Source organism: Streptomyces sp. NPDC102279 (genome assembly GCF_044766365.1).
In the GTDB taxonomy this organism is placed as follows: domain Bacteria; phylum Actinomycetota; class Actinomycetes; order Streptomycetales; family Streptomycetaceae; genus Streptomyces.
The window spans coordinates 502,766-516,138 of record NZ_JBIWLU010000005.1 but is presented as its reverse complement, the minus strand read 5'-3'; the positions used below and the strand labels follow the sequence as shown (position 1 = coordinate 516,138).

12 protein-coding genes are annotated in these 13,373 nt (G+C 70.4%); 5 read left to right on the top strand and 7 right to left on the bottom strand.

Translation table 11 applies throughout. The annotated features are described in order from the left end of the window. Positions 1 to 55: 55 nt before the first annotated feature. Entirely contained in the window at positions 56 to 2,788 is a 2,733-nt protein-coding gene (ppc, locus tag ACIRQH_RS15135) for a phosphoenolpyruvate carboxylase (protein WP_358817542.1), read from the bottom strand. A 350-nt stretch (positions 2,789 to 3,138) separates the two neighbouring features. On the opposite strand from ppc, the gene ACIRQH_RS15130 reads away from it, so the two are divergent. Both ACIRQH_RS15130 and ACIRQH_RS15125 read left to right on the top strand, forming a co-directional pair. Continuing rightward, positions 3,139 to 4,152, top strand: coding sequence for a fatty acid desaturase (locus tag ACIRQH_RS15130; RefSeq protein ID WP_358817541.1), 1,014 nt, complete (start codon positions 3,139 to 3,141; stop codon positions 4,150 to 4,152). Then, positions 4,149 to 4,829 (top strand): TetR/AcrR family transcriptional regulator, encoded by a 681-nt coding sequence (locus tag ACIRQH_RS15125; RefSeq protein ID WP_355872386.1) that lies wholly within the window; start codon positions 4,149 to 4,151, stop codon positions 4,827 to 4,829. The genes ACIRQH_RS15130 and ACIRQH_RS15125 overlap by 4 nt, the downstream gene beginning before the upstream one ends. On the opposite strand, the gene ACIRQH_RS15120 is transcribed toward ACIRQH_RS15125, so the two are convergent. Together ACIRQH_RS15120 and ACIRQH_RS15115 are read right to left on the bottom strand one after the other, a co-directional pair. Then, on the bottom strand, positions 4,826 to 5,233 hold the full coding sequence (locus ACIRQH_RS15120) for a glyoxalase (protein ID WP_358817540.1): 408 nt from the start codon (positions 5,231 to 5,233) through the stop codon (positions 4,826 to 4,828). The two genes, ACIRQH_RS15125 and ACIRQH_RS15120, sit on opposite strands and share 4 nt — an antisense overlap. After that, complete coding sequence (locus ACIRQH_RS15115) at positions 5,233 to 6,048, bottom strand: trans-aconitate 2-methyltransferase (RefSeq protein WP_388874427.1); 816 nt, start codon at positions 6,046 to 6,048, stop codon at positions 5,233 to 5,235. The genes ACIRQH_RS15120 and ACIRQH_RS15115 overlap by 1 nt, the downstream gene beginning before the upstream one ends. Before the next feature lie 159 nt (positions 6,049 to 6,207). Here ACIRQH_RS15115 and ACIRQH_RS15110 point away from each other — a divergent pair, with 159 nt between their 5' ends. Then, a complete protein-coding gene (locus tag ACIRQH_RS15110; protein WP_164373996.1) occupies positions 6,208 to 6,705 on the top strand; it encodes a MarR family winged helix-turn-helix transcriptional regulator in 498 nt (165 codons plus the stop codon). On the opposite strand, the gene ACIRQH_RS15105 is transcribed toward ACIRQH_RS15110, so the two are convergent. Next, on the bottom strand, positions 6,664 to 7,431 hold the full coding sequence (locus ACIRQH_RS15105; protein ID WP_358817538.1) for a response regulator transcription factor: 768 nt from the start codon (positions 7,429 to 7,431) through the stop codon (positions 6,664 to 6,666). The genes ACIRQH_RS15110 and ACIRQH_RS15105 overlap by 42 nt on opposite strands. 255 nt (positions 7,432 to 7,686) lie before the next feature. Here ACIRQH_RS15105 and ACIRQH_RS15100 point away from each other — a divergent pair, with 255 nt between their 5' ends. Beyond that, entirely contained in the window at positions 7,687 to 8,181 is a 495-nt protein-coding gene (locus tag ACIRQH_RS15100; RefSeq protein ID WP_358817537.1) for an N-acetyltransferase, read from the top strand. Between the two features lie 74 nt (positions 8,182 to 8,255). Here ACIRQH_RS15100 and galK read toward each other — a convergent pair whose 3' ends face one another. Genes galK through galT form a run of 3 tightly spaced genes read right to left on the bottom strand, consistent with a single transcriptional unit; the run spans position 8,256 to position 11,461 of the window. Continuing rightward, positions 8,256 to 9,398, bottom strand: coding sequence for a galactokinase (gene galK / locus ACIRQH_RS15095; protein ID WP_388874509.1), 1,143 nt, complete (start codon positions 9,396 to 9,398; stop codon positions 8,256 to 8,258). Positions 9,399 to 9,410: 12 nt separating this feature from the next. Beyond that, positions 9,411 to 10,376: a UDP-glucose 4-epimerase GalE gene (gene galE, locus ACIRQH_RS15090; RefSeq protein ID WP_358817536.1), complete on the bottom strand. Its 966-nt coding sequence runs from the start codon at positions 10,374 to 10,376 to the stop codon at positions 9,411 to 9,413. Continuing rightward, a complete protein-coding gene (galT, locus tag ACIRQH_RS15085) occupies positions 10,373 to 11,461 on the bottom strand; it encodes a galactose-1-phosphate uridylyltransferase (RefSeq protein WP_358817535.1) in 1,089 nt (362 codons plus the stop codon). The genes galE and galT overlap by 4 nt, the downstream gene beginning before the upstream one ends. Positions 11,462 to 11,640: 179 nt before the next feature. Here galT and ACIRQH_RS15080 point away from each other — a divergent pair, with 179 nt between their 5' ends. Then, positions 11,641 to 13,341, top strand: a complete 1,701-nt coding sequence (locus ACIRQH_RS15080; protein ID WP_358817534.1) for a sodium:solute symporter family protein — start codon at positions 11,641 to 11,643, stop codon at positions 13,339 to 13,341. Positions 13,342 to 13,373: the final 32 nt, after the last annotated feature.

Sequence of the window (13,373 nt, the reverse complement as noted above, 5' to 3'; positions counted from 1 at the left end):
ACGGACGGGGAGGGCGCCTTCGTGTTCCGCCGGGCGGTGCCGCCCGGCGGGGGGCTCAGCCGGTGTTGCGCAGGCCCGCGGCGACGCCGTTGACCGTCAGGAGCAGGGCCCGCGAGAGCAGCGGGTCGGGTTCCTGGCCGGCGGCGGCCTCGTCGCGCTGGCGCTTGAGGAGGGCGACCTGGAGGTAGGAGATCGGGTCCAGGTAGGCGTCGCGGATGGAGAAGGTCTGCTGGAGCACCGGGTTGGTGTCGAGCAGCTTCTTCCCGCCGGTGATGCGCAGCACCTCGCGCACGGTGACCTCGTGCTCGGCCTCGATGACGGCGAACACGTGCTTGAGTTCGTCGGGGACGAGGGTGTCGACGTAGTGGCGGGCGATCCGCAGGTCGGTCTTCGCGAGGGTCATCTCGACGTTGGAGAGGAAGTTCCGGAAGAAGTGCCACTGCTCGTGCATCTCGTCGAGCATGGTGTCCAGGCCGGCTTCGCGCAGTGCCTTGAGGCCGGAGCCGACGCCGAACCAGCCGGGCACGATCTGCCGGGACTGGGTCCAGCCGAAGACCCAGGGGATGGCGCGCAGTCCGTCGAGCGAGACGCCCGAGCCGGGGCGGCGGGAGGGCCGCGAGCCCAGGTGCAGGTCGGCGAGCTGGTCGACCGGTGTGGAGGCGAGGAAGTACGTCGGCAGGTCCGGGTCCTCGACGAGCCGCCGGTAGGCGGAGTGGGCGGCGTCGGAGACGACGTCCATCGCCGCGTCCCAGCGGGCCAGCGCCTCGTCGGACTGGCGGGGCGCGGTGTGCAGAGCGGATGCCTGGAGGGTGGCGGCGACCGTCAGTTCCAGGTTCTCGCGGGCGAGCGAGGGGACCAGGTACTTGTCGGAGATGACCTCGCCCTGCTCGGTCACCTTGATCTCGCCCTCCAGGGTGCCCCAGGGCTGCGCGAGGATCGCGTCGTGCGAGGGGCCGCCGCCGCGGCCGACGGTGCCGCCGCGGCCGTGGAAGAGGCGCAGGCGTACGCCGTAGCGGTGGGCGACGTCGCGGAGCCGGCGCTGGGCGCGGTGGATCTCCCACTGCGAGGTGGTGATGCCGCCGAACTTGGAGGAGTCGGAGTAGCCGAGCATGACCTCCTGGACGTCTCCGCGCAGCGCCACGAGGCGGCGGTAGGAGGGGTCGGAGAGCATGTCCTCCAGGATGGTGTCCGCGGCCTTGAGCTCGTCGGTGGTCTCCAGGAGCGGCACGATGCCGATCTTCGCCCAGCCGGCGTGCAGGTCGAGCAGTCCGGCCTCGCGGGCGAGGACGGCGGCGGCGAAGACGTCGTCGGCGCCCTGGCACATCGAGATGATGTACGACTCGATGACCTCGGGCCCGAAGATCTTCAGGGCCTTCTTGACGGTCTCGAAGACGCCGAGCGTCTTGTTGCCGGCGGCGTCGAGGGGGGCCGGGGTCGGGGCGAGCGGGCGGCGGGAGCGCAGTTCCTTGGCGAGGAGCTTGGCGCGGTAGTCGCGCGGCATGTCCACGTAGCGCCAGGACTCCTCGCCGAGGCGGTCGAAGAGCTGGCCGAGGGCGTGGTGGTGGGCGTCCGCGTGTTCGCGGACGTCCATGGTGGCGAGCTGGAGGCCGAAGGCGGCGAGGGTGCGGATGGTGCGGTTCATCCGGCCGTCGGCGATGAGTCCGCCGCGGTGTTCGCGCAGGGAGGCCTGGATGAGGATGAGGTCGCGCAGGAGTTCGGCGGTGCCGAGGTAGTCGCGGCCGTCCTCGTGGGCGGTTCCCTTGGCGAGGCGGAGCTTGGTGTTCTCCAGCTTCTGGCGGATGCAGGTGGCCTTGAGCCGGTAGGGCTCCTCGGCGTTGAGGCGCTTGTAGCGGGGGCTGATCTCCGGGAGGCGTCCCAGGTCGTTCTGGAGGGATTCGAGGAGGTCGTCGTTGGCGCCGGTGTAGCGGATGGAGTTCGACAGGAAGCCGCGGAGTTCGTCGATGAGGTCCAGGGCGTCGTTGATGCCGTGTTCGTGCTGGAGGATCAGGACGTCCCAGGTGACGTCGGGGGTGACGTTCGGGTTGCCGTCGCGGTCGCCGCCGATCCAGGTGCCGAAGGTGAGCGGCCTGGTCTCGTCGGGGAGGACGACGCCGACGCGTTCGAGTTCGGCGGTGAGGTCCTCCAGGACGTCGCCGACGGCGCCGGCGTGCAGTTCGTCCAGGTAGTAGATGGCGTTGCGGGCCTCGTCGGCGGGTTCGGGGCGGACGACCCGGAGCTCGTCGGTCTGCCACACGAGGTCGATGTTCTCGGCGAGGCGGGTGTCGTGGCGGCGACGGTCGGCCTCGATGACCGGGGTCTCCAGGAGGGCAGCGATGCGGCGCAGCTTGTTGAGGACGGAGCGGCGGGCCGCTTCGGTGGGGTGCGCGGTGAAGACCGGGCGGACGTTGAGGTTCTTGACCGTCTGGCGCAGGTGCTCGGGGTCGGCGTCCTTGAGCCGGTCCGCGGTGCGGGCGAGGAGGCTGCCGTCGGCGGCGCGCCGGGCGCGCAGCTCGCGGCCGCGGTGCACCTGCTCGGTGACGTTGGCGAGGTGGAAGTAGGTCGAGAAGGCGCGGACCAGCTTGGCGGCGGTCTCCAGTTCGGTGCCGCGCAGCAGCTCGGCGGCGGCCTCGCCGTCCTCGCGGGTCAGGCGGCGGACCTTCTCGACCAGTTCCAGGAGCTCGTGGCCCTCCTGCCGTACGAGGGTCTCACCGAGCAGATCGCCCAGGCGGCGGATGTCGGCGCGCAGCTCGCTGCTGGTCGTCGTGGTCTGGTCGTCGGCACTGCTCACAGGTGCGGCTCCTTGCAGTGTTGAAGCTCGTCTGAAGAGTGGGGAATCTCGTCTGAAGCTCGGCTGGGAGGGAACCCGGGTGTTCGACCGCGCGGCGGCTGCCGCTCGGCGAGGAGGCATCCGGGAAGAAATCAGAACGGACCGCGCTGTCCGACCGACTCCAAGGATAGGTGTCCATGCGGACGCGCAGGCTGTCGGGCTCTTGCCGCCGGGCTGCGCGCTGACATACTTACGACGCCGTAGGTTACGGACCCGTAGGGACTCCCGTCGGTCGACGGGTGGACCCTGGGGGCCGCGCCCGGACTCTCTTCCCCGCCCTTCATCACCTTCGAACCCCACAGGGGACGCCCATGACCACGAGTTCCGATGTGATCGACGACGCCCCACAGGCGGACGACGACGGCACCCGGCTTCCCGCTGCCACGCTGGGCGGTGAGAAGAAGGGGTCCCTCGAACAGCTCACGCTTCTCGGCTTCATCGCCGTTCCGTTCGTCGCGCTGCTCGCGGCGGTGCCGCTGGTCTGGGGGTGGGGGGTGAGCTGGCTGGATCTCGGCCTGCTGGTCTTCTTCTACTACCTGGGTTGCCACGGCGTCACGATCGGTTACCACCGCTACTTCACGCACGGCTCCTTCAAGGCGAAGCAGCCGCTGCGGATCGCGGTCGCGATCGCGGGCTCGATGGCGGTGGAGGGGCCGCTGGTGCGCTGGGTCGCCGACCATCGCAAGCACCACAAGTTCTCGGACGCGGAGGGTGACCCGCATTCGCCGTGGAAGTACGGCGAGACGGTCCCGGCGCTGCTGAAGGGCCTGTGGTGGGCGCACATCGGCTGGATGTTCGACGAGGAGCGCACGTCGCAGGAGAAGTACGCGCCGGACCTGGTCAAGGACCCGGTGATCCGGGCGATCTCGCGTCAGTTCCTCTTCTGGACCCTGCTCTCGCTGGCCCTGCCGCCGCTGATCGGCGGTCTGGCGACGATGTCGTGGTGGGGGGCGTTCACCGGGTTCTTCTGGGGCTCCCTCGTCCGGGTGGCCCTGCTGCACCATGTGACCTGGTCGATCAACTCGATCTGTCACGCGGTCGGCAAGCGCCCCTTCAAGTCGCGCGACCGATCGGGCAACGTGTGGTGGCTGGCGGTGCTGTCGTGCGGCGAGTCCTGGCACAACCTGCACCACTCCGACCCGACGTCGGCGCGGCACGGTGTGGACCGTGGCCAGATCGACTCCTCGGCGCGGATCATCCGCTGGTGCGAGCAGCTCGGCTGGGCGTACGACGTGCGGTGGCCGTCCCGCTCGCGTCTCGATTCCCGCCGGAACAGCGACGGGAACGGCTCCCGGCGCGAGACGGAATCCGCTGAAGCGGCATGATTGACGGCGTGGCGACCGACTCCAGCAGCACCTCAGGCAGCAGTGAGAAGCCGCGGCGCGCGCGCCGCACCCGTATGACCGGCGCGGAGCGCCGTCAGCAGCTGCTGGAGATCGGCCGCACCCTGTTCGCGGCGAAGGGGTTCGAGGGCACGTCGGTGGAGGAGATCGCGGCGAAGGCCGGGGTGTCCAAGCCGGTGGTGTACGAGCACTTCGGCGGCAAGGAGGGCCTGTACGCGGTGGTGGTGGACCGGGAGATGCGCCGGCTGCTGGACATGGTGACGAGTTCGCTGACGGCGGGCCATCCGCGGGAGCTGTGCGAGCAGGCGGCTTTCGCTCTTCTGGACTACATCGAGGAGTACACGGACGGTTTCCGGATCCTGGTCCGTGACTCCCCGATCCCGCAGTCGACGGGTTCGTTCGCGTCGCTGATCTCGGACATCGCCACCCAGGTGGAGGACATCCTGGGCCGCGAGTTCAAGAGCCGCGGCTTCGATTCGAAGCTGGCTCCCCTGTACGCGCAGGCCCTGGTGGGCATGGTCGCGTTGACGGGGCAGTGGTGGCTGGACGTCCGCAAGCCCCGCAAGGCGGAGGTGGCGGCGCATCTGGTGAACCTGGCCTGGCACGGTCTGGACGGGCTGGAGCCGAAGCCCCGGCTGATCGGGCACCGGAAGGCCTAGGGCTGTTCTCCCGGGCGGGACCGCTCCCCTGTGGCGGTCCCGTCCGGGAGGGGTTCGAGGAATTCGAGGCGGTTGCCTACGGGGTCCTCGGAGAAGAAGCGCCGGTGGCCGGGCAGCGCGTCGTCCCAGGTGACGGGTGCGCCGGTGGCGGCGATCCGTGCGGCGCAGGCGTCGATGCCGGTGACCCGGAGTCCGGGGTGCGCCTTCTTCGCGGGCCGGAAGCCGGTTTCGACGCCGAGGTGGAGCTGGACGGCTCCGGCCCGGAACCAGCAGCCTCCGCGGGCGGCGAGGGCGGGCGGTTTGGGTGTCTCGGTCATCCCGAGGCCGTGGACGTAGTAGGCGCGCAGCCGGTCCTCGGAGCCGGGTGGGGCGGCCAGCTGGACGTGGTCGACGGCGGTGAGCATCAGCCCTTCTTCCGGGCGACGACGAAGAGCCGGCGGAACGGCAGGACGGTGCCGTAGGACTGCTCGGGGTAGGCGTCGCGCAGCAGGTCACGGTAGGCGGTGAGGAAGCTGTCGCGGGCCTCGGGGTCGTCGGCGAGGGTGGTGAGGACGGGCCGCAGCCCGGTGCCCTTGGCCCAGTCGAGCACGGCGTCGGGTCCGTTCAGGAGTTGCATGTACGTCGTCTGCCAGATGTCCGTGGTGCAGCCGAGGGCTTCGAGGCGGTCGAGGTAGACGAGCGGGTCGTGGACGGAGTCGGTGGCGCGCAGGACGTCCGCGAGGCGGTTCTTCCAGCGGGCGGAGCCGGCGAGGTCGCGCATGAGGACGTGCAGGGGCGCGTCGATGTTGTCGGGCATCTGGACGGCGAGGGTGCCGCCGGGCGCGAGGGCGTCGAGCCAGCCGGGGAGCGCCTCCAGGTGTGCCGGCACCCACTGGAGGGCGGCGTTGGAGGCGATGAGGTCGTACGTCTCGGTGGGCGCCCAGTCGGTGAGGTCGGCGTGGGCGAAGTCGAGGCGCCCGCCGCCCAGGGTGGGCCCGGCGTACTCCTCGGTCCTGGCGAGCATCTCGGCGGAGTTGTCGTAGCCGGTGATGTGGGCGGTGGGCCAGCGTTCGGCGAGCTGGACGGTGACGTTGCCGGGGCCGCAGCCGAGGTCGGCGATGCGGGCGGGGTCGGCGGGGAGGTCCGTGACCCGGGCGAGCAGGTCGGCGAAGGGGCGGGCGCGGTGCGCGGCGTGGCGCAGGTACTGGTGGGGGTCCCAGGTGGGGGCGGCGGCTGCCATGGGCGGGTCTCCTCGCAGGTCGGCGGAGCGGTCGCGGGCGCCGGGCGGGATGCCGGGGGCGGCCGTTCCGTTGCTCCAGCCTCACCCATAAAGTCTCTTGACGTCAAGAGACTCCACATCAAGAGACTTCATGTCGACACAACCACTACACTGATCGTCATGGAGGACGAGGTCGATCGGCTGGTCGCTGCGTGGCGCCGGGAGCGCCCGGACCTCGACGTGGAACCGCTGGAGGTACTCAGCCGGGTGAGCAGGCTCGCCCGGCATCTGGACCGCGCGCGCCGGCTGGCGTTCTCCGAGCACAGCCTGGAGCCCTGGGAGTTCGACGTCCTGACGGCACTGCGGCGCGCCGGATCCCCGTACCAGCTCTCCCCCGGACAGCTCCTCACGCAGACGCTGGTCACGTCGGGCACGATGACGAACCGCATCGACCGCCTGACGAAGAAGGACCTGGTGGAGCGTCTCCCGGACCCGAGCGATCGCAGAGGCGTGCTCGTCCGGCTCACCGAGGAGGGCCGCGACCGTGCCGACCAGGCGCTGGCCGGGCTGCTCGAACAGGAGCGGGCAATCCTCGCGGAGCTGAGCCGCGGGCAGCGCGGTGAGCTGGCCGGGCTGCTACGCCAGTTGACCGCCCCGTTCGACAACATCCCCGGTTAGGTCGACGGGGCCGACGCCGGCGCGCCGGGCGAGGGCCACGGCGGCGAGGGTGGAGTGCACGCCGAGCTTCCCGAGCACGTTCTGCATGTGGGTGCGGACGGTGTGCGGGGAGAGGAACAGCCGCTCCGCCACGGCCTTGCGGCCCAGTCCGGCCACCATGCAGCGCAGCACCTCGCGCTCACGGGGTGTCAGCGACTCCACGAGCCGCTCGCTCTCGGTGCGGTGCTTGCGCGCGGCGGTCAGCTCCCGCAGCACCCCGGTGAGCAGGGCGGGCGGCAGATGCGTCTCGTCGCGCAGGACACCCCGTATGACGGTGAGCAGCCGGGACAGCGAACAGTCCTTGGCCACCCAGCCGGAGGCGCCGGCCTGCAGGGCGAGCGCGGCCCGGCGCGGGTCGTCCTTCTCCGCCAGGACGACGGTGCGGACGCCCGGCTGCCCGGTGTGCACGCCGGCGACCAGCGAGATGCCGTCCACCAGGCCGTCCTCGTTGCTCGCCTGGACGGGCACCGCCGGACGCATGCCGGGCAGATTGCCGCCCAGGTCGGCGTCGACGAGCAGCACGTCGAAGCGGCGGCCCTCGGCCGCGGCGCGTTCGAGGCAGCGCAGCGCGGCGGGCCCGCTGCCTGCCGCGGACACGTCGACATCGGGCTCGGCCGCGAGAGCTGCGGCGAGCGACTCGGCGAAGATGCGGTGATCGTCGACGACCAGTACTCGGATGCGAACCACTCAAACCCCCACTGTCGGGGGACGGTCGGTACGGGTACGGTGCCCGAAGTGATCCCGAGTCAGCTTGCGACCCGGAAGCGGGGTGCCGCAGCCGCACGGCCGCCGCCGTGCTGGAAGTGCTACCCCCACTTCGGGCGTCGTACCCGACTGTCTCGCCCCCTGATCAGCACCGGCCCCCACCGGCACTGCTCATCAGGGTACGGGCGGGGGCGGGGAGCGGAAGGCAATTTGCAGAACTGGTTGGCCAGCGCGTTTATGGTGAGCCGTATGTTTCGTATCGAGACAGGAGACGACAAAGACCGTCGGGATCTGCTCCGTCGGCGGCTGCTGGAGACCAACACGGCGGCGTCCCCGGTGCTGCGCGCGCTGCGCGGGACCCCGGGCGAGCGTCAGCGTCCGCTCCAGCTGTGGGCCCTGGACGAGGCGGGTGACCTGGCCGGCGGGCTGGTGGGGCACACGTGGACGACCTGGCTCCACGTCACCTACCTGTGGGTCGACGGCCACCGACGCGGCACCGGTCTCGGCAGCCGGCTCCTCGCCGAGGCCGAACGGGCCGCCAGCAAGCGCGGCTGCGACGCGGCCCGCCTGGAGACCTGGGACTTCCAGGCCCCCGACTTCTACCGCAAACAGGGCTACGAGGTGGTCTCCGTGATCCCCGACTACCCGCCGGGAATCACGGAGTACACCCTGACGAAGCGCTGGACGGGTTCCGGCCCGTCCGGCGAACGTTCCAGCCCGTCCGGCGTCTGAGGAGCGGGGCCCCAGGGGGCTGAGCCCCCGGGTACCGGACGGGCAGGGGCAACGGGGGAGAAACGAGCCGGGGTTCAGCCGATCCGCCGGGCCCCCGCCGAGGGAACGGCCGGGAAGATCCGCGGGCTCGTGAAGCCCGCCGCCGTGAACGCCTCCACGACCGCCTTGCCGACCGAGTCCACGTCGGTGGATTCGAGCAGCACGATCGCGGAGCCCCCGAAACCACCACCGGTCATCCGTGCGCCGAGCGCTCCCGCGGCGTTCGCAGCCGAGACAGCGAGATCCAGCTCGGGACAGGAGATCCGCAGGTCGTCCCGGAGCGAGGTGTGGCCGTCCGTCAGGACGGGCCCGATGGCGCGGACGTCGCCGGCGTCCAGCAGCGCGATGACCCGCTCCACCCGGTGGTCGTCGGAGACGACGTGCCGGACGTAGCGGCGCACCCGCTCGTCGGACAGCCGGCCGAGCGCCGCTTCGAGACCTTCGAAGGTGACGTCCCGCAGGTGGGAGACGCCCAGTTGACGGGCCCCCTCCTCGCAGCCCGTGCGCCGCTCCGCGTACGCCCCGTCTCCCAGCGCGTGCTTGACGCGGGTGTCGACGACGAGGAGTTCGAGCCCCTGCGAGGCGAGGTCGAAGGGGACCTGCCGGATCGACAGGTCCCGGCAGTCGAGGTGCAGGGCGTGGCCCTCGGTGCAGCACGCCGACGCGGTCTGGTCCATGACGCCGCACGGCACGCCGACGAAGTCGTTCTCGGCGCGCTGCGCGACACGGGCCAGCTCGGGGCGGCTGAGGCCGAGGCCGTACAGCTCGTCGAGGGCGACGGCCGTGACGACCTCCAGGGCGGCGGAGGAGGACAGGCCGGCGCCGGTGGGGACTGTGGAGGCGAGGTGGATGTCCGCGCCGCCGACCGCGTGGCCGGCCTCGCGCAGCGCCCACACGACACCCGCCGGGTACGCGGCCCAGCCGGTGTCCGAGCGCGGCACGAGTTCGTCGACCCGCAGCTCGACGACGGGGCCGTCGATGTCCGCCGAGTTGAGCCGCAGCACCCCGTCGGACCGGCGGGACACCGCCGCGACCGCCGTGTGCGGCAGCGCGAGCGGCATCACGAACCCCTCGTTGAAGTCCGTGTACTCGCCGATCAGGTTGACGCGGCCCGGTGCCGCCCACACGCCCTCGGGCGCGGCCCCGTACAGCTCCTCGAAGCCCTCACGTACCCCCACCTGCTCCACCTGCTATCCCTTCGCTACGTTCTGTGCGAACTCCCACGCGTCCGCGACGATGCCCGCGAGATCCGCGCGGGACGGGTTCCAGCCGAGCCGCTCCCGGGCGGTCTCCGCGGAGGCGACGAGCACCGCCGGGTCGCCGCCGCGGCGCGGTGCCACGACCTCGGGGATCGGGTGTCCGGTCACCCGGCGCACGGTCTCGACGACCTCGCGGACGGAGAAGCCGTTGCCGTTGCCGAGGTTGCAGATCAGGTGCTCGCCGGGCGAGGCGGCGGCGACCGCCAGCAGGTGCGCCTCGGCGAGGTCCGCGACGTGGATGTAGTCGCGGATGCAGGTGCCGTCCGGGGTCGGGTAGTCGTCGCCGTAGACGGAGATGGCGTCGCGGCGGCCCTGGGCGACCTGGAGGACCAGCGGGATGAGGTGCGACTCGGGGTCGTGCCGCTCACCGCTGTCGCCGTACGCGCCGGCCACGTTGAAGTACCGCAGCGAGACCGCGGCCAGTCCGTGGGCGGCGGCCTCGCCGGTGATCATGTGGTCGACGGCGAGCTTGGAGGCGCCGTAGGGGTTGGTGGGGCGGGTCGGCGCGGACTCGACGATCGGGGTGGTCTCCGGCTCGCCGTAGGTCGCGGCCGTGGAGGAGAAGACGAGCCTGCGCACCCCGGCGTCGCGCATCGCGGCGAGCAGCGCCATGGTGCCGCCGACGTTGTTGTCCCAGTACTTCTCGGGCTTCACCACGGACTCGCCGACCTGGGAGAACGCGGCGAAGTGCAGGACGGCGTCGTACGAGGAGTCCAGCCACTTGGCGGCGTCGCGGATGTCGCCCTCGACGAAGGCGGCGCCGGCGGGGACGCCCTCGCGGAATCCCGTCGAGAGGTTGTCGAGGACGGTGACCTCGTGGCCCGCCTCGAGCAGGTGGCGGGCGACCACGCTGCCCACATAGCCGGCTCCACCGGTGACCAGGTACTTCCCACTCATGAACTCGCTACCTCTCGCAGTCGCTGAGCCGCGGTCTCCGGCGGCACGTCGTTGATGAACACGCTCATGCCGGACTCGGAACCCGCGAGGAACTTCAGCTTGCCGGAAGTGCGGCGAATGGTGAAAAGCTCGAGGTGGAGTGCGAAGTCGTCGCGGTTGACGCCCTCGAACTCGTCGAGCGGGCCGAAGGGGGCCTGGTGCCAGGCCGCGATGTACGGCGTCGGGGACCCGCTCGCCCCGTCCTTCGCACCGTCCGGCCCGTCGAAGATCCGGTCGAAGCGCCTCAAGAGTTCCAGATAGACCTGGGGGAACTCTGTGCGTGCCCCCTCGTCGAGGCCGAGCAGGTCGGGGACGCGGCGGCGCGGATACAGGTGGACCTCGTAGGGCCAGTGCGCGGCGTACGGCACGAAGGCGACCCAGTGGTCACTCGACAGGACGACCCGTGAACCGTCCGCCAGCTCCTTCGCGACGACTTCGTCGAACAGGTTCCCGCCGCCGGTCGCCTCCTTGTGCGCCGCGAGGGACCGCAACATCAGGGCGGTACGCGGCGTGGTGAAGGGGTAGCCGTAGATCTGCCCGTGAGGGTGACCGAGTGTCACGCCGATCTCGGCGCCGCGGTTCTCGAAGCAGAAGACCTGTTCCACGGAGGGCAGATGCGACAGTTCGGCCGTGCGGTCCGTCCACGCCTCCAGCACGAGTGCCGCCTGCGGCTCCGTCAGATCGGCGAAGGACGCGTCGTGGTCGGAGGTGAAGCAGACGACCTCGCAGCGGCCCGCGTCGCCGGCCAGCGAGGGGAAACGGTTCTCGAAGACCACGACGTCGTACGAGGAGTCGGGGATCTCGCTGAGCCGCTCGCCCGAGGACGGGCACAGCGGGCACTCGTCGGCCGGCGGGTGGTAGGTGCGGCCCTGGCGGTGCGAGGCGATCGCGACCGCGTCACCGAGCAGCGCGTCGCGGCGCACCTCGGAGGTGGTGACGGTCGGGTCGAGCGGACGCCGGTCCACCGCGTCGCGGACCTGGTCGTCCCGTGCGTCGTAGTAGATGAGCTCACGACCGTCGGCGAGCCGGGTCGAGGTCTTCTTCACTGTCGGACTCCCCATCCACACCCGATCAAACCTTCAAACATAACCGAACATAACAAACCACAAGGCACCAGCGCCGTCAACATCACAATCAAACAAAGGACACCATCGGAAGTGTTCATTTCTTAGAAGCGGCGGCGTAGGTTCCGGTTCGATACGTTCACGCGACGAAGCGAGTTCTGATGCAGTCCCCCACATATCTCCCGCCATCGGGCAGCGTGCTGGCCGCCGAGCTGCGGCTCCCCACGAACGCACTCGACTACACGATCCTCGGCATCTACTTCGTGGTCGTCCTCGGCATCGGCTTCGCGGCCCGCCGTTCGGTCAAGACGAGCCTCGACTTCTTCCTCTCCGGGCGCTCGCTCCCCGCCTGGATCACCGGCCTCGCGTTCATCTCGGCCAACCTCGGCGCCACCGAGATCCTCGGCATGGCGGCCAACAGCGCCCAGTACGGCGTCTACACCGTGCACTGGTACTGGATCGGCGCCATCCCGGCGATGGTCTTCCTGGGCCTCGTGATGATGCCGTTCTACTACGGCTCCAAGGTCCGCTCGGTGCCGGAGTTCCTCTACCTGCGCTTCGACAAGTACGCGCACCTGCTGAGTTCGATCCTGTTCGCCTTCGCAGCGATCCTCATCGCCGGCGTCAACCTGTACTCGCTCGCGATCGTCGTCGAGGCGCTCCTCGGCTGGCCGCAGTGGGTGGCGATCGTCGTCGCCGGTGTCTTCGTCCTCGCCTACATCACCCTCGGCGGACTGTCCTCGGCGATCTACAACGAGGTCCTCCAGTTCTTCGTGATCCTCGCGGCGCTGATCCCGATCGCCGCGCTCGGCCTGAAGCGGGTCGGCGGCTGGGACGGCCTGACGGACTCGCTCGACAAGTCCCACGGCCACGACTTCACGACGGCCTGGGGCGGGACCGGCATCGGCAGCGTCAACCCGCTGGGCGCCAACTGGCTGACCATCGTGCTCGGTCTCGGCTTCGTGCTGTCCTTCGGCTACTGGACGACGAACTTCGCCGAGGTGCAGCGCGCGCTGTCCGCCAAGAACCTCTCCGCGGCCCAGCGCACCCCGCTCATCGCGGCCTACCCGAAGATCTTCATCGTCTTCCTGGTGATGATCCCGGGTCTGGTGGCGGCCGTCCTCGTCCCGAAGATCGGCACGAGCGGCTCGGATCTGCAGTACAACGACGCGATCCCGTATCTGATGCAGGAGTTGCTGCCGAACGGTGTCCTCGGCATCGCGGTGACGGGTCTGCTGGCCGCGTTCATGGCGGGCATGGCGGCCAACGTCTCTTCCTTCAACACCGTGTTCACGACCGACATCTGGGCGCGGTACGTGGTCAAGGACCGCGAGGACGCCTACTACGTGCGCTTCGGCCGCGGGATCACGGTGATCGGCGTCCTGGCCTCGATGGGCACGGCCTTCCTGGCCTCGTCGTTCTCGAACATCATGAGCTACCTCCAGACGCTGTTCTCCTTCTTCAACGTGCCGATGTTCGTGGTCTTCATCGTCGGCATGTTCTGGAAGCGCGCGTCGGTGAAGTCGGGCTTCTGGGGACTGCTGGCCGGTACGACGGCCGCGATGGTGAACTACTTCGTCTTCTACAAGCAGGGCATCATCGGCTTCCCGTCCGACCAGGGCGCCAACTTCGTCTCCGCGATCGCCGGCTTCGTCGCCGGTGCCGTGGTCATGGTCGCGGTGTCGCTGTTCACCGCCCCGAAGCCGGCCGAGGAGCTGGAGGGCCTGGTCTACGGCACCCGCTCCCCCGGCATGGCCGAGCCGCCGGCCGCCGGCGACGACGCCTGGTACCGCAGGCCGGCGCTGCTGGGCTGGGGCGCCGTGATCCTTGCGGCCGCCTGCTACATCCCGTTCTCGCTCTGACGAGGTCCGACGGGTTCTGACGAGGGAGAATC

Excerpts from the sequence above, each read along its gene's own strand:
- ACIRQH_RS15130 (WP_358817541.1), top strand. The coding sequence starts at position 3,139 with ATGACCACGAGTTCCGATGTGATCGACGACGCCCCACAGGCGGACGAC.
- ACIRQH_RS15125 (WP_355872386.1), top strand. The coding sequence starts at position 4,149 with ATGATTGACGGCGTGGCGACCGACTCCAGCAGCACCTCAGGCAGCAGT.
- ACIRQH_RS15120 (WP_358817540.1), bottom strand. The coding sequence starts at position 5,233 with ATGCTCACCGCCGTCGACCACGTCCAGCTGGCCGCCCCACCCGGCTCC.
- ACIRQH_RS15115 (WP_388874427.1), bottom strand. The coding sequence starts at position 6,048 with ATGGCAGCCGCCGCCCCCACCTGGGACCCCCACCAGTACCTGCGCCAC.
- ACIRQH_RS15110 (WP_164373996.1), top strand. The coding sequence starts at position 6,208 with ATGGAGGACGAGGTCGATCGGCTGGTCGCTGCGTGGCGCCGGGAGCGC.
- ACIRQH_RS15100 (WP_358817537.1), top strand. The coding sequence starts at position 7,687 with ATGGTGAGCCGTATGTTTCGTATCGAGACAGGAGACGACAAAGACCGT.
- galE (WP_358817536.1), bottom strand. The coding sequence starts at position 10,376 with ATGAGTGGGAAGTACCTGGTCACCGGTGGAGCCGGCTATGTGGGCAGC.
- ACIRQH_RS15080 (WP_358817534.1), top strand. The coding sequence starts at position 11,641 with ATGCAGTCCCCCACATATCTCCCGCCATCGGGCAGCGTGCTGGCCGCC.